At 71.1% G+C, this 24,043-nt stretch carries 23 protein-coding genes; 9 read left to right on the top strand and 14 right to left on the bottom strand.

Going from position 1 to position 24,043, the window contains the following annotated elements; all coding sequences use genetic code 11:
• Positions 1-269: 269 nt before the first annotated feature.
• Complete coding sequence (locus ACFT7S_RS35265; RefSeq protein WP_382739458.1) at positions 270-2,498, top strand: acetate--CoA ligase family protein; 2,229 nt, start codon at positions 270-272, stop codon at positions 2,496-2,498.
• A 31-nt stretch (positions 2,499-2,529) separates the two neighbouring features.
• Positions 2,530-3,360 carry an enoyl-CoA hydratase/isomerase family protein gene (locus tag ACFT7S_RS35260; protein WP_382739455.1) on the top strand — a complete coding sequence of 277 codons (831 nt, stop codon included), beginning with the start codon at positions 2,530-2,532 and terminating at the stop codon, positions 3,358-3,360.
• A gap of 14 nt (positions 3,361-3,374) precedes the next feature.
• Here the strand turns inward: ACFT7S_RS35260 and ACFT7S_RS35255 are convergent, their stop codons facing one another.
• Entirely contained in the window at positions 3,375-3,941 is a 567-nt protein-coding gene (locus ACFT7S_RS35255; protein WP_382739452.1) for a hypothetical protein, read from the bottom strand.
• A gap of 132 nt (positions 3,942-4,073) precedes the next feature.
• On the opposite strand from ACFT7S_RS35255, the gene ACFT7S_RS35250 reads away from it, so the two are divergent.
• Complete coding sequence (locus ACFT7S_RS35250; RefSeq protein ID WP_382739467.1) at positions 4,074-4,685, top strand: flavin reductase family protein; 612 nt, start codon at positions 4,074-4,076, stop codon at positions 4,683-4,685.
• Here the strand turns inward: ACFT7S_RS35250 and ACFT7S_RS35245 are convergent.
• On the bottom strand, positions 4,675-5,988 hold the full coding sequence (locus tag ACFT7S_RS35245; protein WP_382739449.1) for an MFS transporter: 1,314 nt from the start codon (positions 5,986-5,988) through the stop codon (positions 4,675-4,677). The two genes, ACFT7S_RS35250 and ACFT7S_RS35245, sit on opposite strands and share 11 nt — an antisense overlap.
• Before the next feature lie 154 nt (positions 5,989-6,142).
• On the opposite strand from ACFT7S_RS35245, the gene ACFT7S_RS35240 reads away from it, so the two are divergent.
• Positions 6,143-6,523: a hypothetical protein gene (locus tag ACFT7S_RS35240; RefSeq protein ID WP_382739446.1), complete on the top strand. Its 381-nt coding sequence runs from the start codon at positions 6,143-6,145 to the stop codon at positions 6,521-6,523.
• A 12-nt stretch (positions 6,524-6,535) separates the two neighbouring features.
• Here ACFT7S_RS35240 and ACFT7S_RS35235 read toward each other — a convergent pair whose 3' ends face one another.
• Together ACFT7S_RS35235 and ACFT7S_RS35230 are read right to left on the bottom strand one after the other, a co-directional pair.
• Positions 6,536-6,925 (bottom strand): DUF2809 domain-containing protein, encoded by a 390-nt coding sequence (locus ACFT7S_RS35235; RefSeq protein WP_382739443.1) that lies wholly within the window; start codon positions 6,923-6,925, stop codon positions 6,536-6,538.
• Positions 6,922-8,211: an MFS transporter gene (locus ACFT7S_RS35230; RefSeq protein WP_382739440.1), complete on the bottom strand. Its 1,290-nt coding sequence runs from the start codon at positions 8,209-8,211 to the stop codon at positions 6,922-6,924. The genes ACFT7S_RS35235 and ACFT7S_RS35230 overlap by 4 nt, the downstream gene beginning before the upstream one ends.
• A gap of 58 nt (positions 8,212-8,269) precedes the next feature.
• On the opposite strand from ACFT7S_RS35230, the gene ACFT7S_RS35225 reads away from it, so the two are divergent.
• Positions 8,270-9,283 carry a GlxA family transcriptional regulator gene (locus ACFT7S_RS35225; RefSeq protein ID WP_382739437.1) on the top strand — a complete coding sequence of 338 codons (1,014 nt, stop codon included), beginning with the start codon at positions 8,270-8,272 and terminating at the stop codon, positions 9,281-9,283.
• A 30-nt stretch (positions 9,284-9,313) separates the two neighbouring features.
• Here ACFT7S_RS35225 and ACFT7S_RS35220 read toward each other — a convergent pair whose 3' ends face one another.
• The 3 genes from ACFT7S_RS35220 to ACFT7S_RS35210 form a co-directional block, all read right to left on the bottom strand.
• Complete coding sequence (locus tag ACFT7S_RS35220) at positions 9,314-10,363, bottom strand: Zn-dependent alcohol dehydrogenase (protein WP_382739434.1); 1,050 nt, start codon at positions 10,361-10,363, stop codon at positions 9,314-9,316.
• A complete protein-coding gene (locus ACFT7S_RS35215; RefSeq protein ID WP_382739431.1) occupies positions 10,360-11,511 on the bottom strand; it encodes an acyl-CoA dehydrogenase family protein in 1,152 nt (383 codons plus the stop codon). Before ACFT7S_RS35215 ends, ACFT7S_RS35220 begins: the two co-directional genes overlap by 4 nt.
• Positions 11,512-11,707: 196 nt before the next feature.
• Positions 11,708-12,622 carry an SDR family oxidoreductase gene (locus ACFT7S_RS35210; protein ID WP_382739429.1) on the bottom strand — a complete coding sequence of 305 codons (915 nt, stop codon included), beginning with the start codon at positions 12,620-12,622 and terminating at the stop codon, positions 11,708-11,710.
• An 84-nt stretch (positions 12,623-12,706) separates the two neighbouring features.
• Here ACFT7S_RS35210 and ACFT7S_RS35205 point away from each other — a divergent pair, with 84 nt between their 5' ends.
• The gene (locus ACFT7S_RS35205; RefSeq protein WP_382739426.1) at positions 12,707-13,633 is read left to right on the top strand and encodes a cyclase family protein; all 927 of its coding nucleotides are present in this window, start codon (positions 12,707-12,709) and stop codon (positions 13,631-13,633) included.
• Here the strand turns inward: ACFT7S_RS35205 and ACFT7S_RS35200 are convergent.
• The 4 genes from ACFT7S_RS35200 to ACFT7S_RS35185 all read right to left on the bottom strand — a co-directional run bounded on the left by ACFT7S_RS35200 (position 13,552) and on the right by ACFT7S_RS35185 (position 17,889).
• Positions 13,552-14,097 (bottom strand): ATP-binding protein, encoded by a 546-nt coding sequence (locus ACFT7S_RS35200; RefSeq protein ID WP_382739423.1) that lies wholly within the window; start codon positions 14,095-14,097, stop codon positions 13,552-13,554. The genes ACFT7S_RS35205 and ACFT7S_RS35200 overlap by 82 nt on opposite strands.
• A 460-nt stretch (positions 14,098-14,557) precedes the next feature.
• Positions 14,558-15,535: an acyl-CoA dehydrogenase family protein gene (locus ACFT7S_RS35195; RefSeq protein WP_382739419.1), complete on the bottom strand. Its 978-nt coding sequence runs from the start codon at positions 15,533-15,535 to the stop codon at positions 14,558-14,560.
• Between the two features lie 6 nt (positions 15,536-15,541).
• A complete protein-coding gene (locus ACFT7S_RS35190) occupies positions 15,542-16,699 on the bottom strand; it encodes an acyl-CoA dehydrogenase (protein WP_382739416.1) in 1,158 nt (385 codons plus the stop codon).
• Positions 16,696-17,889 carry an amidohydrolase family protein gene (locus tag ACFT7S_RS35185; RefSeq protein ID WP_382739413.1) on the bottom strand — a complete coding sequence of 398 codons (1,194 nt, stop codon included), beginning with the start codon at positions 17,887-17,889 and terminating at the stop codon, positions 16,696-16,698. The genes ACFT7S_RS35190 and ACFT7S_RS35185 overlap by 4 nt, the downstream gene beginning before the upstream one ends.
• Before the next feature lie 150 nt (positions 17,890-18,039).
• On the opposite strand from ACFT7S_RS35185, the gene ACFT7S_RS35180 reads away from it, so the two are divergent.
• A complete protein-coding gene (locus ACFT7S_RS35180) occupies positions 18,040-19,584 on the top strand; it encodes a class I adenylate-forming enzyme family protein (protein WP_382739410.1) in 1,545 nt (514 codons plus the stop codon).
• A gap of 213 nt (positions 19,585-19,797) precedes the next feature.
• Here the strand turns inward: ACFT7S_RS35180 and ACFT7S_RS35175 are convergent, their stop codons facing one another.
• Both ACFT7S_RS35175 and ACFT7S_RS35170 read right to left on the bottom strand, forming a co-directional pair.
• The gene (locus ACFT7S_RS35175; RefSeq protein WP_382739407.1) at positions 19,798-20,319 is read right to left on the bottom strand and encodes an EF-hand domain-containing protein; all 522 of its coding nucleotides are present in this window, start codon (positions 20,317-20,319) and stop codon (positions 19,798-19,800) included.
• A gap of 82 nt (positions 20,320-20,401) precedes the next feature.
• Positions 20,402-20,776 carry an STAS domain-containing protein gene (locus ACFT7S_RS35170; RefSeq protein WP_382739404.1) on the bottom strand — a complete coding sequence of 125 codons (375 nt, stop codon included), beginning with the start codon at positions 20,774-20,776 and terminating at the stop codon, positions 20,402-20,404.
• 221 nt (positions 20,777-20,997) lie between these two features.
• On the opposite strand from ACFT7S_RS35170, the gene ACFT7S_RS35165 reads away from it, so the two are divergent.
• Both ACFT7S_RS35165 and ACFT7S_RS35160 read left to right on the top strand, forming a co-directional pair.
• Positions 20,998-21,591: an RNA polymerase sigma factor gene (locus ACFT7S_RS35165; RefSeq protein ID WP_382739401.1), complete on the top strand. Its 594-nt coding sequence runs from the start codon at positions 20,998-21,000 to the stop codon at positions 21,589-21,591.
• Positions 21,588-22,949: a zf-HC2 domain-containing protein gene (locus ACFT7S_RS35160; protein ID WP_382739398.1), complete on the top strand. Its 1,362-nt coding sequence runs from the start codon at positions 21,588-21,590 to the stop codon at positions 22,947-22,949. Before ACFT7S_RS35165 ends, ACFT7S_RS35160 begins: the two co-directional genes overlap by 4 nt.
• Positions 22,950-23,139: 190 nt before the next feature.
• On the opposite strand, the gene purU is transcribed toward ACFT7S_RS35160, so the two are convergent.
• A complete protein-coding gene (purU, locus tag ACFT7S_RS35155; RefSeq protein WP_382739395.1) occupies positions 23,140-24,042 on the bottom strand; it encodes a formyltetrahydrofolate deformylase in 903 nt (300 codons plus the stop codon).
• Position 24,043: the final 1 nt, after the last annotated feature.

Genomic DNA, 24,043 nt, shown 5'->3' with positions numbered 1-24,043 from the left:
GCGCAGCTGCCGGCACACCGGCAGCTGCGCGACGGTCAGCGGTCCCGGACTGCGGCGACAGCCTCGGCGTGCGAGGCCGCCGCGCCCCGCGCCCCGCCCGGCACGAGCAGCCGCCGGGCGGGGCACGGCCGCGCCTCAGTCTTTGCCTGCACACCCATTCCTGACGGGCCGTCAGTTCAGTAACCTGACAATGCGTCAGCTATGGAACGTGGGGCTCGGACACCTCCGTGGCTCCCGGTCGGACACATCGAGCAGGAGTGGGCGGAACGATGCTTGGATCGACTCACGGCACCCTCACCACACACTTCCGCGCCAGGGTGGATGCCTGCGGCGAGGAGCCGCATGCCGCCGTCCACAGCATGGCGACAGCGACGGCGGAGGGCGGCCTCGACGTCAGCGGACGGCCGCTGCACGCGCCCGTACCCGATCTGGACCGGTTCTTCCGGCCCGAGTCCGTAGCCGTCGTCGGCGCGTCCGACACCGATGGGCGGCCCAATACCGGGATCACCCGGCAGCTCGTCGCCTGGGCCGAGCGGGTCGGGGCGCGGCTGCATCCGGTGCATCCCACGCGGGAGTCCGTCTTCGGGCTGGCCTGCTCCCCTTCCGTCGCCGATCTGCCGGAACAGGTCGATCTGGCCGTGCTGCTCGTCGCCGACCCGCTGCCCCTGATCGAGGAACTGGCCGCCTCCAAGGTGAAGTTCGCCGTCGCCTTCGCCTCCGGCTTCGCCGAGACCGGCGAGGAGGGGACGGCCGCCCAGGCTCGGCTGTCGGCCGCGGTCGAGCGGTCCGGGCTGCGGCTGCTGGGGCCGAACACCAACCTCAACGCCTTCGAGTCGTTCCGGGAGGACCTGGAAGGACCCGCCATCGCGCTGATCACCCAGTCCGGGCACCAGGGCCGCCCCGTCCACACCCTTCAGGAACTGGGCATCCGGCTCTCCCACTGGGCGCCCACCGGCAACGAGGCCGACCTGGAGACCTCCGACTTCATCTCGTACTTCGCCGGGCGCCCCGAGGTCGGGGCCATCGCCTGCTACGTCGAGGGACTCAAGGACGGCCGCTCCTTCCTGCTCGCCGCCGACCGGGCGGCGCGGGCCGGCGTACCGGTCGTGGCGGTCAAGGTGGGGCGTACGGAGACGGGGGCCAGGACGGCCGCCTCACACACCGGCAAGCTGACCGGCACCGACCAGGTGGTGGACGCGGCGATGCGGCAGTTCGGTGTGATCCGGGTGGACGGGCTCGACGAACTCCAGGACACCGCCGCCCTGCTGGCCCGGGCCCGCCCGCCGCGCGCCGACGGTGTCGTCGTGTATTCGATCTCGGGCGGCACGGGGGCGCACTTCTCGGACCTGGCGACCGGCGCCGGGCTCTGTCTGCCCACCCTGTCCGAGGAGAAGCAGCGCGAACTGCACGCATGGATACCCGGCTACCTGAACGTGGCGAACCCGGTCGACAACGGCGGGCACCCCGTCGGCGACTGGCGCGGCCGGAAGATCATCGACGCGCTCCTCGCCGACCCGGACGTCGGCGTACTGATCTGCCCGATCACCGGCCCGTTCCCCCCGATGAGCGACCGGCTCGCCCAGGACCTCGTGGACGCGGCGGAGGCCACGGACAAGCTGATCTGCGTGGTGTGGGGATCGCCCGTCGGTACGGAGGAGGCGTACCGCACGACCCTGCTCGGCTCGTCCCGGGTCGCCACCTTCCGTACCTTCCGCAACTGCATCGGCGCCGTGAAGGCGTACCTGGACCACCACCGCTTCACCGCGTCCTACCGCTCGCCCTTCGACGACGCGCCGCGCACGCCGTCGCCCTCGTTCCGCAAGGCGCAGGCCCTGCTGCGACCCGGCCACCAGCTGAGCGAGCACGCGGCGAAACAGCTCCTTCGGGCGTACGGCATTCGCGTACCGCGCGAGCAGCTGGTGACCAGTGCGGCGGCGGCGGTCCGGGCGGCGGCGCTGGTCGGCTACCCGGTCGTCATGAAGGCGTCCGGCACCCGGCTCGCGCACAAGACCGAACTCGGCCTGGTCAAGGTCGGACTCACCTCCGCCAGCCAGGTCCGCGACGCTTATCGCGAGCTCACCGACATCGCCCGCTTCGAGTCCGTCGACCTGGACGGAATCCTGGTGTGCCAGATGGTCGAGCGGGGCGTGGAGATGATGGTCGGCGTCACCCAGGACGCCCTGTTCGGGCCGACGGTCACGGTCGGGCTCGGCGGTGTGCTCGTGGAGGTCCTGCACGACACGGCGGTCCGGGTGCCGCCCTTCGGCGAGGACCAGGCGCGGGCGATGCTCGACGAGCTCCGCGGCCGGGCCCTCCTGGACGGCGTACGCGGCGGCCCGCCCCTCGATGTCGACGCGCTCGTCGAAGTGGTCCTGCGGGTCCAGCGGATGGCCCTGGAACTGGGCGACGACCTCGTGGAGCTGGACATCAACCCCCTGGTGGTCCTCGGACGCGGTCAGGGCGCGGTGGCCCTGGACGCACTCGCCCTCTGCCGCTGAGCCCACGCCCGCCCCATGAAGGAGCTCCCCCATGCCGTCCTCCCCCGACGAATCCCACGCGTCCGATCCCCTGGACTCATTGGTACTCCACCGCACTGACAACGGGGTCTCGTGGATCACCCTCAACCGCCCCGAGGCGATGAACGCCGTCACCTGGGACCAGCGCGAACGCATCATCTCCCTGCTCGCCGAAGCCTCCGCCGACCCGGCGGTAAGGGCCGTCGTCCTGACCGCGACCGGCCGCGGCTTCTGCGCGGGCGCGGACCTGCGCTCCGGCCCGGCGACCGGCGGGGAGCGGGTCACCGGCGATGTCGCCCGTACGATCCGGCTCGGCGCGCAGCGGCTGATTGCGGCGGTCCTGGAGTGCGAGAAGCCCGTGATCGCCGCCGTGAACGGCACGGCGGCCGGCCTCGGGGCGCACCTCGCGTTCGCCTGCGATCTGGTACTGGCCGCCGAATCGGCGAAGTTCATCGAGGTCTTCGTACGCCGCGGCCTCGTCCCGGACGGCGGCGGCGCCTATCTGCTCCCCCGCCTGATCGGCCCCCACCGCGCCAAGGAACTCCTCTTCTTCGGCGACGCGCTCCCGGCCCGGGACGCGGAACGCCTGGGCCTGGTCAACCGGGTCCTCCCGGACGCCGACCTGACGGCAACGGCCCGCGACTGGGCGCACCGCCTGGCCGAAGGACCGACCCGAGCCCTGGCCCTCACCAAGCACCTGGTGAACGCCTCCCAGGACACCGACCGGGCAACGGCGTTCGCCGCGGAAGCGATGGCCCAGGAGATCAACATGACCACGCACGACGCGCAGGAGGGCGTGCGCAGCTTCGTGGAACGCCGTTCGCCGAAGTACCTCGGACGCTGATCGGCCCTCCGGCCCTACTGCACCGCGAGGCCGCAGCCGACGACCGTGGCCACCAGGAGCACGAACCCGATCACCAGGATCCGCGCCCACACCCCGGCCAGGCCGACCGGGCGGCCCTGTCCCTCACGCCGCAGGAAGTACGCCACGCCGAGCAGCGGCAGCACACCGCTCGCGGCGATCGCCGCCCAGGCGCCCACGTACGGGATTCCCATCAGCCTCGCCGGGATCGCGTACAGCGCCCCCAGCACCGCCAGGAACGCCCCCTGTCGCAGCCACTGCGGGGCCGCGTTCAGCCGTCCGGCCGCGGCGCTCGCCCCCAGAGCGGCCGGCATGGAGACGGCGACGGTGTGCAGGGCCCCGAGAACCGCCATCACGGGCGGTGCCACCACGAGCAGGATCAGGACCCCGAGGACCGATCCACCACCCGGCCTGTCGTACGCGCCCCCCTGGCCGATATCGACCACCAGCATGCCCGCCAGCACGATGCCCAGCTGCACGGCAGCGATCAGTGTCGTGATGGTTCCGTCCGCGACCCCGGTACGCGATGCGGGCAGCGTGTGCTCTGTTCGTACCTGTGTCACGGTCATCTCCCTTGTCGACATGCCCCGTTACGTGTCGTGTGGTGACCATAGAGCGTCCGCGATTCCGCATACCGGCACCTTCCCAACTGACGCACCGTCAGTTTCAATGGAGAGGTGATGGGACACGCAGGCATGGCCGCAACCGCCGTCCGGTACCTCCGCTCCGTCGGCGCCGCCACGGTCGCAGGACCGGCGGTGCCCGTCGAACCGCTGCCCAGGCCCGATCTCAGAGCCGTCGGCGCCGACGAGCGCCCACCCGTCGAAGCGGGCGAATTCCGGCGCGTACTCGGGCACTTCGCCAGCGGGGTCACGATCGTCACCGCACGCGGCCCCGACGATCCGGACGGCCCCGCGGGCTTCGCCTGCCAGTCGTTCGCGTCGCTCTCCCTCGACCCGCCGCTGGTCACGTTCATGGTGGCCCGTACGTCGACGACCTGGCCGCGTATCGCACGCGCCGGGGCCTTCTGCGTCAACATCCTCGGCGCGGACCAGGGCGCACTGTGCCGGGGGTTCGCGGTCAGCGGGGCCGACAAGTTCGCCGGGGTCGCGTACCGGGCGGCGCCCGCGACAGGATCGCCGCTCCTGGACTCCGTACCCGCCTGGGTCGACTGCCGCATCCACGCCGTCCACACGGGCGGCGACCATCTCATCGTCGTGGGACGGGTGGAGGCCCTCGGCACAGCCACTGAATCCGCCGGTCCGCTGCTTTTCCACCAGGGGAAGTTCGGCGGATTCAGGAGCTGACCGGCACCTTGGGCGTCGAGCGCCGCCGGATCACCAGCGCCATCAGCGCAGCCATCGCGCACAGCGCCCCCGCCGCGTACCAGACCACGTCGTACCGGCCGAACGTATCGCGGGCCACGCCGCCGAGGAAGGCCACCAACGCCGCTCCGACCTGGTGCGAGGCCAGGACCCAGCCGAAGACGATCGCACTGTCCTCCCCGTAGTGCTCGCGGCACAGAGCCAGCGTCGGCGGGACCGTGGCGACCCAGTCCAGACCGTAGAAGACGATGAAGAAGATCATCGGCGGTTCCACCGACGGACCCATCAGCAACGGCAGGAACATCAGCGAGATGCCGCGCAGCGCGTAGTACACGGCGAGCAGGCGGCGGGCGTCGAAGCGGTCGGTGAGCCAGCCGGAGAAGATCGTGCCGATGATGTCGAAGATCCCGATGACGGCCAGGAGCGAGGCCGCGGCGGTGATCGGCATGCCGTGATCGTGGGCCGATGGCACGAAGTGGGTGCGGATCAGGCCGTTGGTCGACGCCCCGCAGATCGCGAACGTGCCCGCGAGCAGCCAGAACGGCCCCGTGCGCGCGGCGTCGAACAGGACCCGCACCGTCCGGGCAGCCGCCCCGCGGGCGGGCGCGGGCTTCTCCACATACGTGCCGCCGTACGGGGCCACGCCCACGTCGGCCGGGTGGTCGCGCATCAACAGCGCGACGAACGGGACGACGACCAGCGCGGCGAGGGCGACGGTCACCGAGGCGGGCCGCCAGCCGTGTTCGTCGACGATCCAGGCGCACAGCGGCAGGAAGACGAGCTGGCCGGAGGCGCCGGCCGCGGTGAGGATGCCGGTGACCAGCCCGCGCTTGGCCACGAACCAGCGGTTGGTGACCGTGGCGGCGAACGACATCGCCATGGCGCCCGTACCCAGTCCGACCAGCAGCCCCCAATAGATCATCAGCTGCCAGGACGCCGTCATCCAGACCGAGGCCAGAGCCCCCGCGGCGACTGCGCTCAGCGCCACCACGACCACCCGGCGGATCCCGAACCGGTCCATCAGCGCGGCGGCGAACGGCGCGGTGAGCCCGTACAGCGCCATGTCGATCGAGACCGCAAGACCGATCTCCCCGCGCGACCAGCCGAACTCCGTGTGGAGCGGGTCGATCAGGAGACCGGGAAGGGAGTTGAAGGCCGCGCCGCCGATGATCGTCACGAAGGTGACGGCGGCGACGATCCAGGCGCGGTGGATACGCGGACGGGAGGTGCGGCCGGGCTTCACCGGAGAGTCCGCGAGGGCCGTGGGGTCGGTTGTCTGGGTCACGTCACCCAGCTTCGGGGCGGGCCCCGCAGACGTACGAGTGGCCCGGCGGACACGGTTCGCAGGGATCGGGCCACCGCCGTGGCCCGTGCCGCGGCCAGTGCGTACGATCGGCTGTCGCATCCGGGGAAGGAACCCGGGGAACGAAGGGGAACGTATGCACTGGGCCGCCCGCGCGGACTTCGACCGTCGCGCCGGGGCGCTCATGGCCTGGGGCGTCGGCCTGCTGCTCGTCGCGACGGGGCTGCTGGCCTGGCTCGGCTACCTGCTCCTGGCACCGTTCACCATGGCCTCCTACCAGCACGACGTGGAGTGCGAAGCACCCATCTCGGCGACCTACGCCCCGGACGAGGGCTCCTTCTGCGGCTCCGAGCGCGACTGGCCCGAACTGCTGGGCATCCTCTCCCTGTCCGTACCCCCGGCCGTCACCGGTGCGGCGCTCCTCGTCAGCGGCAGCACCCGGCGGCGGACCAGCACGCATGTGCTCCAGGTGCTGGAGATGCAGGCGTCCGAGGAGCGGGCCCGCAACAAGGCCTGAGGGACCCCGCGCTCACCCGGCCGTACGACGGCGCGCCACCCACGCGTACGCGCACCCTGCGACGGCCGCCCCCACCGCGTACCAGAACAGGTCCGGGGCGTTGAAGGTCGAGCCGAGCACCAGCCGGGCCGCCGCGCTCCTGGCCGACAACTCCGCGGGTATGCCGGTCAGTTGCGCGAACTCCACGGCCCAGCTGATGGCCAGCGCCGTCCCGGCTGCCACCAGCGGCCGGGCCCGGGGCGCGATCAGCGCCACGAGGGTGAGGATCAGGACCGTGTACAGCGCGTCCCCGGCGTACTTCGCCAGGTCTCCGCCCGCCACCGCCCGTACACCGAGCCCGGCGGCCACGGTCAGCACCGCCGCACCCGCCGCCAGAAGCCGCGAACCACCCACGCCGGTCACCCGATCCGCTCCAGTCGTCTGATCGGCCGTGCCGCCAACAGCACCGCCACCGCCAGCATGTTGATCACCGCGCCCGCCAGCAACACCTCCGGCGCCCCCACCGCCTCGGCGACCGGACCGGCCAGCGCGCGGCCCGCCGCGAGCATCAGGAGCGATCCCGCCACGTCGTAGGCGTGCAGCCGGTTCAGGGCCTCCGGCGGCACATGGGTCTGCACGGTCGTCGACCACATCACCAGCCAGAACGCGAACACCGCACCCGCCACGAACTGCCCGGCCCCCAGCGCGAGCACCGGCATGTCGAACCCCAGCACCAGCAGGTTCAGCGCCACTGCCGACAGGGCGACCGCACCCGCCGCGAGCGGGCGGCGCGGGCGCAGCCGCAGGGCGAGCAGACCGCCGAGCACGCTGCCCGCGCCGTTCACCGCCATCATCACGCCGTACGTCGCCGAGCCGTGCCCCTCGGTGACCAGGACGGCGGTGAGCGGGAGCATCGGGCCGAGGACCGTGAATCCGTACACCGTCCAGATCGCGATCACTCCCCACAGCCACGAGCGGGCCCGGAACTCCCGCCATCCGTCAACGAGTTCGGCGACGAACGTGCCGCGCTCCGCCTCGTCGGACGGGGCCGGGGCGAGGCGCAGCAGGAACAGGCAGACTCCGGACACGGCGAAGGTCGCCGCGTTCGCCGCGTAGACCGCTCCGGCGCTCGCCAGCCCGACGAGCACTCCCGCGAACGCCGGCCCCGCCATCGTCATCAGCGCCTCCGCGACCCTGAGCACGGCGTTGGCGCGCTGTACGTCGGAGGCGACCCGGGGGACGGTCGAGGCGACGCCCGGCTGGAAGAGGGCGGCGCCGACCCCGGCCACGGAGCTCAGCGCGTACACCGCCCACAGCGGCGGATTGCCCGTCGCGAAGGTCACGGCGAGAACGGCCGCCCCGAACAGTCGCAGCACATCGGCGATGATCATCATCCGGCGCGGGGTGAAGCGGTCGGCGAGCACGCCGCCGAAGAGCACGAAGAACGCCAGCGGGCCCATCCAGGCTGCCAACGCGAACCCGACGGAGGACGCGGGGCGGCCCGCGCCCAGCAGACCGGCGGTGAGCGCGACGGGAATCATGCCGTCACCGAAGAGCGCGACGGTACGGGCCACGAAGAAGAGCCGGAAGTTACGGTTCCAGAGCTGCCCGGCCGAGTCGGCCCCCTTCATCCCCGTGGGCGGCGGGAGGGGCGGTTCGAGGGCATGTCCGGCGTCGGGAATGCAGACGCTGTCTGCGGGCTTCTCCATCACAGCGGTGACATGTATCAGCTTTTGGTCTATACCAGCTAGTAGCGAAGGGAGTCGCATGCCGCACCGAATCGTCGTCCTGGCTCTCGACGGGCTGCTCCCGTTCGAACTGGGCATCCCCCAAAGGATATTCGGCCGCACCCTGTCCGGCGGACGCGACGGCGGCCGCCGGAAGCTCTACGAGGTCGTGACCTGTTCCGTCCGCCCGCCCGGCGTCGTCCTCACGGACGCGGACTTCACGATCACCGTCGAACACGGACCGGAAGCCCTCGCGGACGCCGACACGGTGATCGTCCCGACGTCGTACGGGCTCGGCCCGGTCTTCACGGAGGGCAGGCTCACGAAGGAGCTGGCCGCCGCGTTCGCGTACATCAGGCCCGGCACCCGCATGGTCTCCATCTGCACCGGCGGGTACGTCCTCGCCGCCGCCGGATACCTCGACGGCCGGCCCGCCACCACGCACTGGTCGTCCGCCGACCACTTCCAGAAGCTGTTCCCGCAGGTCAAGGTCGACCCGGACGTCCTGTTCATCGACGACGGGGACGTCCTCACCTCCGCCGGAGTCGCCGCCGGAATCGACCTCTGCCTGCACATCGTGCGCCGCGACCACGGCGCCGCCGTCGCCACCGAGATCGCCCGCCGCACCGTCGTACCTCCGCACCGGGACGGCGGACAGGCGCAGTACATCCACCGCCCCGTCCCCGAACCGCAGTTCGCGACCACGACCGCCGCGCGCGCCTGGGCCCTCGACCGGCTGGAGACGCCGATCCAGCTGCGCGACATGGCGCAGCAGGAGTCCATGAGCGTGCGAACGTTCACCCGCCGCTTCCGCGAGGAGATCGGCGTCAGCCCCGGCCAGTGGCTGACCCTGCAACGGGTGGAACGGGCCCGCCACCTCCTGGAGTCGACGGACCTGTCCATCGACCAGGTGGCCCGGGACTCCGGTTTCGGTACGGCGACCTCACTGCGCCAGCATCTGCAGGCGACCCTGGGAGTGCCGCCGACGGTGTACCGCAGGACGTTCCGCTCGACGGCCGGTTCCGTGGCAGCGGGAGAGTCCCGGCGGTCCTAGAAGACCGACGGCGCTGGAACACCAGCGGCCTCAGAACACCAGCACCCCGCGCGCCACCCGCCCGTGGTGCGCGTCGTCCGCCGCCTTGGCGAAGTCCTCCACCGGGTACGTCTCCGTCACCAGCTCGTCGAGCAGCAGCCGGCCCTCGCGGTACAGGTCCGCGTAGAGCGCGATATCGCGCTGCGGGCGCGACGAGCCGTACCGGCAGCCCAGGATCGACTTGTCGAGATACATGGACGAGACCAGGAACGACGCCTCCGCCGTCGCCGCCGGGACCCCCAGCAGGATCGCCTGGCCGTGCCGGTCCAGGAGGTCGATCGCCTGGCGGATCAGCTCCGTGCGGCCCACGCACTCGAAGGCATGGTCGGCGCCGGTCGGCAGGATGTCGCGTACACCCTCCGTCGAGGTCAGGAAGTGCGTCGCGCCGAACTGCCGGGCGACCGCCTCCTTCGCCGGGTTGGCATCGACGGCGACGATCGTCAGAGCGCCCGCGATCCGCGCTCCCTGGATGACATTGAGGCCGATCCCGCCGGTGCCGATCACGAGAACCGTCTCCCCGCGGTCGACCTTCGCCCGGTTGAGTACGGCTCCGACTCCCGTCAGCACCCCGCAGCCGATCAGTGCGGCGGAGGTCAGCGGCAGGCTGTCCGGGATCTTCACCGCCTGGACTGCGCGGACCAACGTACGTTCCGCGAAAGCCGAGTTGGAGGCGAACTGGAACAGCTGCTTGCCGCCCCGGGAGAACGGTCTGCCCGGCATCCCGATTGCCTTTCGGCACATTGTGGGCCTGCCCCGGTCGCACTGCGCGCACGCCCCGCAGCTGGCCAGGGTCGACAGCGCCACATGGTCACCGGGCTTCACATGGGTGACGCCCGCGCCGACCGCCTCGACGACCCCCGCACCCTCGTGCCCCAGGACCACCGGCACCGGGAACGGAATCGTCCCGTCGATCACCGACAGGTCGCTGTGGCACAGCCCCGCGGCGGCGACGGCCACCAACACCTCTCCGGGCGCCGGATCTCGTACCGCCAGATCGTCGACGACCTCGGTCCGTGTGCCGTCGAAAACGACGCCCCTCATCGGGTCTCCCTCGGTAGGCCGAGCACCCGCTCGGCGATGATGTTCCGCTGGATCTCGTCCGAGCCGCCGTAGATGGTGTCGGACCGGGTGAACAGGAACAGGCGCTGCACGTCGTCGAGTTCGTACGGGGACTCCGGCGACCAGGCGTGGGGGCCGACGGCGCCGGCCGCCCCCCTGATCTCCACGGCCAGTTCGCCGAGCCGCTTGTGCCAGCCGCCCCAGAGCAGCTTGGCCACGCTGGGGGCGCCGGGGCCCCCCGCGGCGCCGAGGGTGCGCAGGGCGTTCCAGCGCATGGTCTTCAGCTCGGCCCACTGTGTGACGAGGCGGGCACGCAGGACGGGATCGGTGACGGCGCCGCCGTCGACGGCGGCCCGGAGGACCCGGTCGAGTTCGGCGGCGAATCCGATCTGCTGGACGAGGGTGGAGACGCCGCGCTCCAGGGCCAGCAGGCCCATGGCGACCGTCCAGCCGTTGCCCTCTCCGCCCACGGCCTCCACGGCCGCCGCCCCGTCGAAGAAGACCTCGTTGAACTCGCTGGTCCCCGACATCTGGCGGATCGGCCGCACCTCGACGCGGCCCGGCTGGTCCATCTCCACCAGGAGGAACGACAGTCCGTGGTGGCGGGCCGAACCGGGCTCCGTACGCGCGAGGACGAAGCACCAGTCGGCGTCCTGGGCGAGCGAGGTCCAGATCTTCTGGCCGGTGACGGCGTACCCACCGCGCCGGGCGTCCCGCACGGCGGCCGTCCGGACCGCGGCCAGGTCCGATCCAGCACCCGGTTCGCTGTACCCCTGGCACCAGAGCGCCTCGCCGCGGGCCACGGGGGGCAGGTAGCGGTGGCACTGCTCCTCGGTGCCGTACGCGATCAGCGTGGGCGCGAGCAGGTTCTCGCCGATGTGGCCGACGCGGGTGGGGGCGGCGGCGCGGGCGTACTCCTCGGCCCAGACGACCTGCTGGGTCAGGCTCGCCCGCCGGTTGCCGTAGCCGGACCGTCCGGACTCCTCCCACCCGAGCCCGATCCACCCGTCCCGCCCGAGCGTGCGCTCCCATGCGCGGCCGGTGGCTGCGCCTGCGTGAGCGTGAACGTCCAGCCAGGCGCGGGCCTCCCGCCGGAACGCGTCGTCCTCGGGCCCGAAGCGGAAGTCCACGTGCGCCTCCTGTAGTCATCACGTGCCGGTCAGGACTCCGGGGGCTCCGCCCCCGCACCCCCGCTCCTCAATCGCCTCCAGAGGCTTAATTGGCACCCCCAGCCGGGCCGAGCACCCTCAGCCCGGCCGGCGATTGAGGCCATCCTTTGAGCCCGTCCGGCGATTGAGGACCGGGGTCCGGGCAGTGCCCCGGGAGTCAGGCGTTCGGCCGGGTCCTCGCAGCCGCAGCCGCCGCCATGTCCCCCAACCGCTCCAGCATCGGCATCGGATCCACCCCCACCGTCCCCGGCAGGAAGTCCGCGATCCGCTCCGGTGTCCACGCCCCCTCCGCGTACCCCGCCCGCAACTCCCTCGGCTGGGCCCACACCGCGATCTTCGGACCGGCCACGGTGTACACCTGGCCCGTGATCCCCTCCGCGCGCGCCCGCTCGCTCAGCAGGTAGACGACGAGCGCGGCCACATCCTCCGGTTCCCCTATCTCCTTGAGCTCCATGGGGACGTTCGCGGACATCCGGGTACGCGCGACCGGCGCGACCGCGTTCGCCGTGACCCCGTACTTGTGCAGGCCGAGCGCCGCGCTGCGTACCAGCGAGATGATCCCGCCCTTCGCCGCGCTGTAGTTGGCCTGCGCCACGCTTCCCTGGTGGTTGCCGCTGGTGAAGCCGATCAGCGTGCCGCCGCCCTCCTGCTTCCGCATCACCGCCGACGCGGCGCGGAAGACCGTGAACGTGCCCTTGAGGTGCGTGGCGACCACCGGGTCCCACTCCTCCTCGGACATGTTGAACAGCATCCGCTCCCGCAGGATCCCTGCCACGCACACGACCCCGTCGATGCGCCCGTACCGTGCCAGCGCCGTGTCCACGATCCGCTGTCCACCGGCCATCGTGGAGATGTCGTCGGCGACCGCGACGGCTTCCCCGCCCGCCGCCTCGATCTCCTCGACGACGGATTCGGCGATCTCACTCGTCGGTTCGCCGCCCTCGACGGAGACCCCGTAGTCGTTGACGACGACCCTCGCTCCATCGGCGGCGGCCGCCCGTGCGACCGCCCGCCCGATGCCGCGGCCGGCGCCCGTGACGGCGACCACTTTGCCTGCCAAGAAGTTCCCCATGCCCGGCCCCTTCCCGCGGTTTCTGACGGACCGTTAGATTTTACGGGTAGCCGGATACCCCGGCACAAGCCCCAGGAGGCCCCCATGTCCTTGCCGCCCGAGTTCCACGCCATCGCGAAGCGGGTGAACAACTGGGGCCGCTGGGGCGCCGACGACGAGATCGGGACGCTCAACCTGATCACCGCCGCGGTCGTACGGGAGGCCGCGGCCACCGTCCGCACCGGCCGCCGGATACCGCTCGCGCTCCCGCTCCAGCAGGACGGCGTACAGAGCGGACTGATCCCGGGGCGGGTCAACCCGCTCCATACGATGGTCCAGATCAACCAGGAGATTTTCGGCCCGGGAACGGTCGCCACCAGCGACGACGCCGTGACCATGGGCCTCCAGGCGGCCACCCACTGGGACGCGCTCACCCACGCCTCGCACGGCGGGAAGATCTACAACGGGCGCCCGGCCGGCACTGTCACCGCACACGGCGGCGCGCAGTTCAGCTCGATCGCTTCCGCACCGCCGCTCGTCTCGCGCGGGGTCCTGCTGGACGTGGCACGCGCCCACGGCGTCGACCGGCTGCCCGGCGACCACGCCGTGACACCGGAGGACCTGGACGCGGCGGAGGAGTTCGCGGGCGTCCAGGTCGGGGCCGGGGACATCGTGCTCGTACGGACGGGGCAGATCCAGGTGTATCTGGCGGGCGACAAGCACGCGTACGCCTATCCGTCACCCGGTCTCTCGGTGCGCACGCCCGAGTGGTTCCACGCGCGGGATGTGGCCGCGGTGGCCAACGACACCCTGACCTTCGAGATCTTCCCGCCGGAGATCGAGAATCTGTGGATGCCGGTGCACGCCCTCGATCTCGTCGAGATGGGCATGCTCCAGGGTCAGAACTGGAATCTCGAAACCTTGTCCACAGCCTGTGCGGAGGACAAGCGCTACGCGTTCCTGCTCTGTGCGATGCCCGAGCCGTTCACCGGCGCCACCGGCACTCCCGTGGCCCCGGTCGCCGTCCTCTGAACGCCGAACGGCGCCGCCGGAACCACCACGGGCCCCGCAACCACCGTCGCCGGGGCCGACAGCGGTACGCCGCCGTCGACCTCGCACCAGATCCGCTTCCCGGCGCCTTCCGGCTGCCAGCCCCAGCGGTCCGCGAGGCCGTCCACCAGCTCCAGGCCGCGCCCGTTGGTGTCATCGCCTTCCGCATGCCGCGGCCGCGGCGGGCAGCCGCTGGCGTCGGCGACCTCGACCCGGACCGTCCCTACCGCTCCGGCCGAGCCGAACAGCATCCGTAGCACGGCCGGACAGCCGGTGTGGACGACCGCGTTGGTGACCAGCTCCGAGATCAGCAGAATGAGCGTCTCCGCGAGGGGCTCGTCGTCTCCTATTCCGGACCCGACCAGCCTCGACCGCGCCCATCTGCGGGCCCGTCCCACTTCCGCGGGATCCGGCCCGACCTCCAGCTGAACCTGAAGCACCTGCACCGCTCACACCATCCGAACCGGCGGACACATCGCCTCGCGCCTCCTCAGGGTCACGGAACGTGATTCCCTTGCGAGACAGCATGGTTGACGTACAGTCACCGCAACAAGCGCTTCGGGCATATTCCAGCGCGAAGGAGTACGCGTGCTGCATACTGTGCGACGCGCATTGCGGGGAGTCGAACAGGAACACACCGGCACCCCGGGAATCGCTTCCCGGCCAGGCCCGGCACAGCTCCTCGGACCGCGAACAGGGCACCGCACCCGAACCGGAGTCGCCGCACAGGCAACACCCGGATCGTCCGGTTCCAGAACCACTCGCATCCAACGGAGCGTACCCGAGCACGGCACCGACTCCGGCCGGTGACGAATCACGCAAAGGACACAACCCGGTATCGACGCAGACCGGCTGCACTGCGTGACAGCCCACCCCAGAGCCCGGCCGTGATCCACCGGGCGTGCGTCAGCCCCGTTCCACCCCCTCCGCGGCGCCCAGATCACCCGCCAGTACCTCTTCCGCTTCGGCCGCCGTCAGCCATCTTCCGGAGCGCAGCCACGCCCGCTTCAGATGCAGATGGACGTCTGCCTCCCAGGTGAAGCCCATGCCGCCGTGCACCTGGAGGCAGTCCCGGGCGTTGCCCACGGCGGCCTCGTCGGCCAGCAGTTTGGCGCCCGCCACCTCGACCGGGTCCCCGGTCACGGCCGCCGCGTACACGGCGGCGCGGGCCAGTTCGGTACGGACCAGCATCTGGGCGCAAAGATGCTTGACCGCCTGGAAGGAACCGATCGCCGCGCCGAACTGTTCACGTCCACGGGCGTGTTGAACCGCCGTTTCCGTGCTGCGGGCGGCGCTCCCGAGCTGTTCGGCGGCGGTGAGCAGGGCACCTTCGCACCGCAGAGTCCCCACGGCCGGCGACGCCAACGACTGCGTACCGGCGATGGGCAGGACCGGCCGGTGCAGCGCCGTGAGCGGATCGACGGACCGCACGGCAACCGCCCCCCGCACGACGTCCCGCAAGGGCTCCCCGCCCACCACCCGGACCCCGCCCCCCAGCACCAGCAAGGCGTCCGCATCCCCGAGGTCCGCCACCACCCCTCGCCCACTCGCGTCCGCGACCGTGACCACGGCGCGCCCCTCCGCAGCCCCCTTCACCACCCCGGCGGCCAGATGCGTGGCGACGAGGGGCCCCGGCAGCAGCACCCTCCCCGCCTCCTCGAACAACAGTACGGATTCGGGCAGCCCGAGCCCCACCCCGCCCTCGGCCTCCGGCAGCCGCAGCGCGAAGAACCCGGCCGCACCGAGCTCCGCCCACAGCCCCCGGTCGACACCTTCCCCGCTCTCCACGGCGGCCCGCATCCGCTCCCTGCCGAACCGCCCCGCCAGCAGCTCGCGCACTCCCACGCGCAGAGCCAGCTGGTCTTCCGACAACGAGAAGTCCACAGACGCTCAGCGCCCCTTCGGCAGGCCGAGTATCCGCTCGGCGACGATGTTCCGCTGGATCTGCGAGGTGCCCGCGGCGATCGTGTACGACAGCGAGGACAACCGGTCCAGCACCCATTCCCGGTCCAGATCGCAGGCGTCCGCACCCAGCACCTCGGCCGCCGCCTCGTACAGCTCCTGACGCGCCTGCGAGTAGCGCAGCTTGAACACGGACCCCCCGGCGCCCGGCACACCACCACTGCGCTGCGCCTCGCTGACGTTCCACTGGGTGAGCCGCCACAGGGCCCGGAATTCTGCGTTCAGCCTGCCGAGCCTCCGGCGCAGTACGGCGTCGTTCCACCGTCCCGTCGCCCGGGCCTCGGCGGCCAGGGCCGCCAGCGTGCGCCGGCAAGCGACGACCTCACCGACGAAGGCGGTACCGCGCTCGAAGGACAGCGTCACCATCGTCACGCGCCAGCCGTCGTTCTCCTCCCCCACCCGGTTCGCGACCGGCACCCGCACCTCGTCGAGGAACATCTCCGCGAACTCCGTCGATCCGGCGAGCGTCCGCAGCGGCCGTACCGTCACGCCCGGCGCGTCCATGGGCATCGCGAGCCAGCTGATCCCCCGGTGTTTCGGCGCCTCCGGGTCCGTACGCACGAGCAGCTCGCACCAGTCGGCGACCTCCGCGTGCGAGGTCCAGATCTTCTGGCCGCTGACGACGTAGTGGTCGCCGTCGCGCACCGCACGGGTCCGCAGCGCCGCCAGGTCCGAACCTGCTTCCGGCTCGGAGAAGCCCTGGCACCAGATCTCCTCTCCCTTCAGCACCGGCGGCAGCCAGCGGGCCCGCTGCTCCGCGGTCCCCTCCGCCGCGACGGTCGGACCGGCATGCAGCAGCCCGACGAAGTTCGCCCCGACATACGGGGCTCCCGCCTTCTCCGTCTCCTCCAGGAAGATCAGCTGCCGGGTCGGCGTCGCGCCCTGCCCGCCCGCGTCGACGGGCCAGTGCAGACCCGCGTACCCGGCGTCGTACAGCATCCGCTGCCACGTCGTGTCGTACGCCCGTCGCCCCGGCCAGTCGTCGGGCGAGGGCTTCGGGGGCAGCCCGGGGAGCGCCCCGGCGAGCCACTCCCGCAACCGCGCCCGGAATTCGTCCTCCTCCTCGCTGTACGACAGATCGGTCACCGGTCGAGGTCCAGACCCAGCATCCGGATGGCGTTTCCGCGCATCAGTTTGTAGATGGTCTCGTCGTCCAGTCCCTTGACGTGGTCGAGCGCGACCTCCTTGGTGTGCGGGAAGGTCGAGTCGACGTGCGGGTAGTCCGTCTCGAAGGTGGCGTTGTCCCGCCCCACCACATCCAGGGACGCCACCCCGTGCTTGTCGCGGAAGAAGCAGCAGAACATCTGCCGGTAGTAGTACGTCGACGGCGGCTCGGGAATCAGGTCGCGCACCCCGCCCCAGGCCCGGTGCTCCTCCCACACGTCGTCGGCGCGTTCGAGCGCGTACGGGATCCACCCCATCTGACCTTCGCTGTACGCCAGCTTCAGCGTCGGGAACTTCACCAGCACCCCGCTGAACAGGAAGTCCATCATCGAGGCCATCGCGTTGTTGAAGGAGAGCGCCGCCTGCACCGCCGGAGGGGCGTCGGGGGACGCGGCGGGCATCTGCGAGCTCGACCCGATGTGCATGTTCACGACCGTGCCGGTCTCCTGGCAGACCGCGAAGAACGGGTCCCAGTAGCCGGTGTGGATCGACGGCAGCCCCAGATACGTAGGGATCTCCGAGAAGGTCACCGCCCGCACCCCACGCGCGGCATTCCGCCTGATCTCCGCCACCGCCAGATCAATGTCCCAGAGCGGAATGATGCAGAGCGGGATCAGCCGGCCGCCGCTGTCACCGCACCACTCCTCCACCATCCAGTCGTTGTAGGCGCGGACACAGGCCAGCGCGACCTCCTTGTCGTGCGCCTCGGCGAACGTCTGGCCGCAGAAGCGCGGGAAGGTCGGGAAGCAGAGGCTCGCCTCGACATGGTTGAGGTCCATGTCCCTGAGCCGTTCGACCGGGTCCCAGCAGCCGCGCCGCATCTCCGCCCGGGTGATGCCCTCCAGCGTCATGTCGTCACGGTCGAAGCCGACCGCCGCGATATTGCGCTTGTACGGGAACTTCAGGTCCTCGTAGATCCACCAGTCGGTGGGCGGCCCGTCCGGGTCCATCGTGATGACGTACTTGCCGCCCGTGTACGCCAGTTCACCGATGCCCGCGGTGAGCGGCTGCGGCCCGCGTTCGCGGTATTTGGCGGGCAGCCAGGTCGAGAAGAGGTGCGGCGGCTCGATCACATGGTCGTCGACGCTGACGATCCGAGGCAGTTCCGTCATGGTGTCCCCTTCGGCGCACACTCACGTATCTGATGACCCGTCAGATTCAGTTACGGCTCTCAGGCTAGCCCCGCACCCCTGGACCGACAAGGCGCGGAGTCCTACGCTCTCCGCACTATCTGACTAATCGTCAGCTACGAGGGGACCGACGTGACCGATACCGCACACGCCCTGGGCGCCTCCCGCACCTTCTGGGAACTGATCGAACGCCGGGCCGCCCTGACCCCGGACCGCCCCGTGCTCCTCCAGGGCGACCGCACCCTGACCTTCGGCGAACTCCGGGAGCGGTGCGAACGCGTCGCGGCCGGCCTGTACGGACTCGGAGTACGCCCCGGCAGCATCGTCGCCTGGCAGCTGCCCACCCGTATGGAGACCGTGCTGCTCTCCTTCGCACTCACCCGCATCGGAGCCGTACAGACCCCGGTGATCCCCTTCTACCGGGACCGCGAGGTGGGCTTCGCGCTGCGCGAGTCGAAGGCCGACTTCTTCGCCGTACCCGGCACCTGGCGCGACTTCGACCACACCGCGATGGCGCACCGGCTGGCGGCAGACCTGGAACACCCGCCGCTGATCCTCGACGCGTACGCGACGCTGCCGGACGGCGACCCGGCCGTACTGCCACCACCACCCACCGACGGCACGGCGCCGCGCTGGATCTACTGGACCTCGGGCACGACCTCCGACCCCAAGGGCGTGCTGCACACCGACCGCAGCCTCATCGCGGGCGGCTCCTGTCTCGCCCACGCACTGCGGCTGACGGCGGACGACATCGGCTCGGTCGCGTTCCCGTTCGCCCATATCGGCGGCCCCGACTACGCCGTGATGCTCCTGCTCTACGGCTTCCCCGCCGTGCTCTTCGAGCAGTTCGCCCTGCCCGGCGCGCTGACGGAGTACCGGCGCCACGGGGTGACGGTGGCCGGCGGCTCGACCGCGTTCTACTCGATGTTCCTGACCGAGCAGCGCAAGGACCCCCACCATCCACTGATCCCCACCCTGCGCCTGCTCGCGGGCGGCGGGGCACCGAAACCGCCGGAGCTCTACCACGCGGTCGTACGGGAGATGGGCGTCCAGCTCACCCACGGGTACGGCATGACCGAGGTCCCCATGATCACCATGGGCGCCCCGGACGACACGGCGGAGAACCTCGCCACGACGGAGGGCCGCCCGCCCGCCGGCATGGAGATACGGATCACGGACGAGGAGGGCAAACCACTCCCCCACGGCACGGACGGCGAGGTACGCCTGCGCGGCGAGGCCGTCTGCCAGGGCTATCTGAACCCGGGGGCCGCCGCACCGGTCTTCGACCCCGAGGGCTTCCTGATCACAGGCGACATCGGCCACCTACAGAACACCGGACACCTCACCCTCACCGGCAGGATCAAGGACATCATCATCCGCAAGGGCGAGAACATCTCCGCCAAGGAGATCGAGGACCTCCTGCACGCCCACCCCGGGGTGGGCGACGCGGCGGTGATCGGCCTGCCGGACCCGGAACGCGGGGAACGCGTCTGCGCCGTGATCGAGCAGCCCGCCGGAGCCGCGCCGCTGACCCTTGCGGAGATCACCGGCTTCCTCCGCACCCAGGGCCTGTCCACACACAAACTGCCGGAACAACTGGAACTACTGGAGGCGCTGCCCCGTAACGAGGCCCTGCGCAAGGTGCTCAAGTACAAACTGCGCGAACGATTCGCCTGAGAACCGCAGACCACAGATCCGGAGACCCGCCCGCGGACAACCGCGGGGCACGGGCGGGGCCGTGCAGGAGGGTCCCCGCAGGGGCGGGCGTAAGACCCGGGTTCGTCTCCTCCGGACCCGGGCGCCACGCCCGCCCCGAGGAGACACTCCGGAGGGGCCCCGCCCAACCCCCCACGGGTGTGAACAAGCCGCCCCACCCAGCAGGCTCCCCGCCTACGCGTCCGGCAGGATCACCGTGAAGTACGCCGCGAACGCGCCGACCGCTTCCGCCTCCGCCACCCGCCCGTCCCGGTCGGTGTCCAACTGCTGCGCGGCGACACTCGCGGCCTCGGCACCGGCGCCCAGCACCCGCAGTGCCCGCTCGACGGCCGCCACGGAGGCCGCCCCGTCGTTCTCGTTGTCGGCGACGGCGATCGCCGCGCGCAGGAAGGGGCGGGCGATCTCCGCGAAGCGCTCGGGGTTGTCACGGAGCCGCTTCACCGCCCCGCCGATGAACTCCTCACGGGTGACCCGCTGGTCCCCGTCCACATCCGCGATGCCCGCCATGCCCTGCCAGAAGGCCTCGGCCCCGGTATAGAGCGCTTGGCCCTTGTCACATCGGGCGGTCGTACCGAACTCCTTCAGCAGCCGGGCCGCTGCGGCGTTGAAATCGGCGCGATCGATATAGCCATTGCCGTCCTGGTCGAAGGCGGCGAAACGGTGCGCGATCTTGCGCTCGTACTCTGCGCTGTCCATGCGGGGAGCGTACGACGCCCAGGGGCGCGACGTGTCACTATCGCGGGCTACCGGTGTTACAACATGGTCTGGAATCGGAGTGTCACGCCGAGAGCGGATGGGCTTCGTCCACTATCGCCGAGGCCGCGTCGGGGTAGACCTCGAAGAGCCTGCGTACTCCCAGGGCCCCGAGCACCTTGTTGACGTGGGAGCCGTCCTCCGCGCCGCGGGCCGGGAGGACCAGCCGCAGCCGGCCTCCGCAGGACTTCATCAGCCGGCGCGAGGCGATCAGCACGCCGACACCGCTGGAGTCGCAGAAGAACACACCGGTGAGGTCGAGCACCACATCGTGCTGCCCCTCGGCCACCGCCCCGTGGACGGACTGGCGTACGACGGGTGAGCTCACGAGATCGAGTTCGCCGCGTATGCGCAGCACAGTCCACGCACCCTGTTCGGTTTCGTCCACCTTCAGCGTCACGCGACTGGACCTCTCGTTCAGGGGAGCCCGGCGATCCGGAAGTTTGCGTTCCTTATCGCGGCTGCCCATCTCTACCACCGCGAAACGCCGAGCGGGCACAGTTTCCCTATCATCCGGCGCCCCTGCGGGGGTGCACTTGGGCTTACTTGGTGCAAAGGCACGTCCCGAACGGTGAGCGCGACTACATTCGACGTGACGAGGGGTACAGGGCTGGGGGATTCATGGCAAAGGACGCACCACCCCGCTGGGACCGCAGGATGCAGCAGCGGCTGGCACGTGGCGAGGCCGCGGCCCTCGGCGAGCTCTACGACCGTTTCGCCTCACTCGTCCACAGCCAGGCCCACCGCATGCTGGACGACGAGGACGCCGCCGACCTGGTGACCCGCGAGGTCTTCGGCTACGTCTGGGAGAACCCGGACGCGTACGACCCGAAGCAGGGCTCGATGAGGTCCTGGGTGGCCCGGCTCACCCACCGCCAGTCCGTGCAGCGCCTGCGTGACGCGGAGGCCTCCCCGTACGGGACCGCCGAGGGCGACGAGGACGCACCGGAACCGCAGGACCTGGAGGAACGGGTCCGCAGGGCCACGGCTGCGGCCCGCGCCGACTACATCGTGGCCTCGATGCCCGCACCCCTGCGCGCCGCCCTGGAGCACGCGTACATCCAGCGCCGGGACTACCGCCAGACCGCCGCCGACCTCGGAGTCACCGAGGACGAGGCCAGGCGGCGGCTGCGGCTCGGCCTCCAGCTGCTCTCCACCGCGAACGCCCGCCCGCTGGAGGGGTCCTCCCCGCCCGGATACGGACGGTCCCTGTGAGCGGCGACGAAGGCAACGGTCACGACAGCGGCAGCGGCGTGGGCGAGGGGCGGGACGAGGAGGTGGGCGCCCGGCGCATACCCAACCCCCGGGCCGCCGCCGACGACTTCGACCTCGAATCCGTACCCCAGCTCCCCCAGCCGCCCACCGCACCCCCATCCCACCCTTCGCACCCCTGCCACCCCTCCCACCCCGAAGAGCACACACCCGCTCCGACACCGGAACCGGAATCCCCCGTGGCACCACCGTCCGCGCTCGCCCTCTCCCACCGGGTCCTCAAGGCCCTGCTGGGCGCCTGGGCCCTGGCCGCCTGCTCCGCCGAGGAGACCGCGGCCGTCGAGGAGCACCTCACCGGGTGTGCGCCCTGCGCGGACGAGGCCCTGCGGCTGCGCGACGCGGTGGGCCTCCTGCACACGGACCGCAGCCTGGACCTCGACCCGCTGCTCCGCTCCCGGGTCATCGAAGGCTGCCTGGGCCGCCGCCCGGCCAAAATCCCGGTACCCGCCTGGGCCGCTCCGTACGACGCGGAGACCGCCCGGCTCGACGCCCTGCTCAGCGATATCGGCGACTCGGAATGGCACGCCCCGGTCCGGCTGAGGTGGTTCGAGGGCGAGCGCGCCGTCAACCGGAAGACGACGGTGGCCGGGGTGATAGGGCATCTGATGACCGTCGACGGCCTGGTCTCCACGGCTCTCGGCCTCGAAGACCCGCTCGGCAGCGGCGAGCGGCCCCAGTCACCCGTCGAGCGGACCGAAACATACTGGGCAGCCGCTTATCGGCCGCTGACCCGGACCGTCCGCGAACCCTGGCGCGACCAGAGCCACACCCTCATCCGGACGGTGTCCTTCGCCGGCCGTGGCGTCGCGGATCTCTCCGTCTCGTACGGGGACTTCGCCCTTCCGCTCCAGGACTCCCTGCTCGACCGGGCCTTCGAGTGCTGGGTGCACGGCGGCGACATCGCGGCGGCGGTGGACTATCCGTACGAGGCGCCGTCCCCGACGCATCTCCACCGGATGATCGACCTGTCCGTCCGGATGCTGCCGGCGGCGCTCGCCGAGCGCCGCCGCACGGGCCTGGCGGGACCGGCCCGCCAGCTCGTCACGGCCGGTTCCCCGGGCCGCTCGCTCCATCTGGAGGTCGAGGGCCTGGGCGGCGGCGACTGGTACATCGCGCTGGACTCGCCCGCCGCGGCCGGCTCCCCCGCGCACACGGTCGCGCAAGTGGCGCTCGACGGCGTGGAGTTCTGCCAGCTCGTCGCGGGCCACATCTCGCCGGTGGAAGCGGCGGCGGGCCAGGAAGGGGACCGCGAGGCGATCCGCGACGTGCTCTTCGCCGCGGCGTCGCTGAGCCGCCTGTAGCGGCCAAGTGCCGCTCAGGGCACATCCGCTAGGGTCTTTCGTTTGGATCAGGCCGGATCAGGGAGCGGGGTCTGGTGCGTGCAGCTGCAAGGCGGAGGATTGAGGCAACGCGGAGCGTTGGTGATTGACGACAACGCCGCAGATGCGCGTGCCAGACCCCGCGAGCCCGGCATGATCCAAACGAGAGGCCCTAGGGGAAGACCACCGTGCGGCGGCCGTTCAGCAGGATGCGCCGCTCCGCGTGCCACTTCACTGCACGCGCCAGTGCCTGGCACTCCACGTCGCGGCCCACGGCGACCAGCTGGTCCGGCGTGACACCGTGGCCGACCCGCTCGACCCCCTGCTCGATGATCGGCCCCTCGTCGAGGTCGGCCGTCACATAGTGCGCGGTCGCGCCGATCAGCTTCACACCCCGCGCATGCGCCTGGTGGTACGGCTTCGCGCCCTTGAAGCTCGGCAGGAACGAGTGGTGGATGTTGATGATCCGGCCGCTCAGCTGCTTGCAGAGGTCGTCCGAGAGCACCTGCATGTAGCGGGCGAGCACGACCAGCTCGACGCCCTCCTCACGAACCAGCTCCAGCAGCTGCGCCTCCGCGTCCGCCTTCGTCTCCCTGGTCACCGGGATGTGCCGGAAGGGCACGCCGTACGAGGCGACGAGCTCCGCGAAGTCCGTGTGGTTGGAGACGACGGCCGCGATCTCGACCGGCAGCGCGCCGCTGCTGGAGCGGAACAGCAGGTCGTTGAGGCAGTGCCCGAACTTGCTGACCATCAGCACGATCCGCATCCGGTCCGAGGAGCGGTGCATCTGCCAGTCCATCCGGAACGAGTCGCCGATCGCGGCGAAGCTGGCCCGCAGCTTCGCCGCCGTCACACCGGGGTCCGCCGTGAAGTGGACGCGCATGAAGAACAGACCGGTGTCGTGGTCCCCGAACTGCTGACTGTCCTCGATGTTGCAGCCGGTCATGAAGAGATAGCTCGACACGGCGTGCACGATGCCCTTTTTGTCAGGGCAGGAGAGCGTGAGGATGTACTCCTCGGACTCGGCGTCCGAGGCAGCGGCGGGGACGGAATCGGCAGGCTGCGGCGCGGTCATG

It is taken from the genome of Streptomyces sp. NPDC057136 (assembly GCF_042670885.1).
Taxonomy (GTDB): Bacteria; Actinomycetota; Actinomycetes; order Streptomycetales; family Streptomycetaceae; genus Streptomyces.
Note: the sequence above shows the minus strand (reverse complement) of the source record. Positions and strands in the feature narration are given on the sequence as shown.

Bases quoted from the DNA above. Each gene is read 5' to 3' on its own strand.
- ACFT7S_RS35230 (WP_382739440.1), bottom strand. From the start codon at position 8,211: ATGGAGAAGCCCGCAGACAGCGTCTGCATTCCCGACGCCGGACATGCC.
- ACFT7S_RS35175 (WP_382739407.1), bottom strand. From the start codon at position 20,319: ATGGACAGCGCAGAGTACGAGCGCAAGATCGCGCACCGTTTCGCCGCC.
- ACFT7S_RS35265 (WP_382739458.1), top strand. From the start codon at position 270: ATGCTTGGATCGACTCACGGCACCCTCACCACACACTTCCGCGCCAGG.
- purU (WP_382739395.1), bottom strand. From the start codon at position 24,042: ATGACCGCGCCGCAGCCTGCCGATTCCGTCCCCGCCGCTGCCTCGGAC.
- ACFT7S_RS35165 (WP_382739401.1), top strand. From the start codon at position 20,998: ATGGCAAAGGACGCACCACCCCGCTGGGACCGCAGGATGCAGCAGCGG.
- ACFT7S_RS35205 (WP_382739426.1), top strand. From the start codon at position 12,707: ATGTCCTTGCCGCCCGAGTTCCACGCCATCGCGAAGCGGGTGAACAAC.
- ACFT7S_RS35260 (WP_382739455.1), top strand. From the start codon at position 2,530: ATGCCGTCCTCCCCCGACGAATCCCACGCGTCCGATCCCCTGGACTCA.
- ACFT7S_RS35250 (WP_382739467.1), top strand. From the start codon at position 4,074: ATGGCCGCAACCGCCGTCCGGTACCTCCGCTCCGTCGGCGCCGCCACG.
- ACFT7S_RS35185 (WP_382739413.1), bottom strand. From the start codon at position 17,889: ATGACGGAACTGCCTCGGATCGTCAGCGTCGACGACCATGTGATCGAG.
- ACFT7S_RS35240 (WP_382739446.1), top strand. From the start codon at position 6,143: ATGCACTGGGCCGCCCGCGCGGACTTCGACCGTCGCGCCGGGGCGCTC.
- ACFT7S_RS35220 (WP_382739434.1), bottom strand. From the start codon at position 10,363: ATGAGGGGCGTCGTTTTCGACGGCACACGGACCGAGGTCGTCGACGAT.
- ACFT7S_RS35210 (WP_382739429.1), bottom strand. From the start codon at position 12,622: ATGGGGAACTTCTTGGCAGGCAAAGTGGTCGCCGTCACGGGCGCCGGC.
- ACFT7S_RS35225 (WP_382739437.1), top strand. From the start codon at position 8,270: ATGCCGCACCGAATCGTCGTCCTGGCTCTCGACGGGCTGCTCCCGTTC.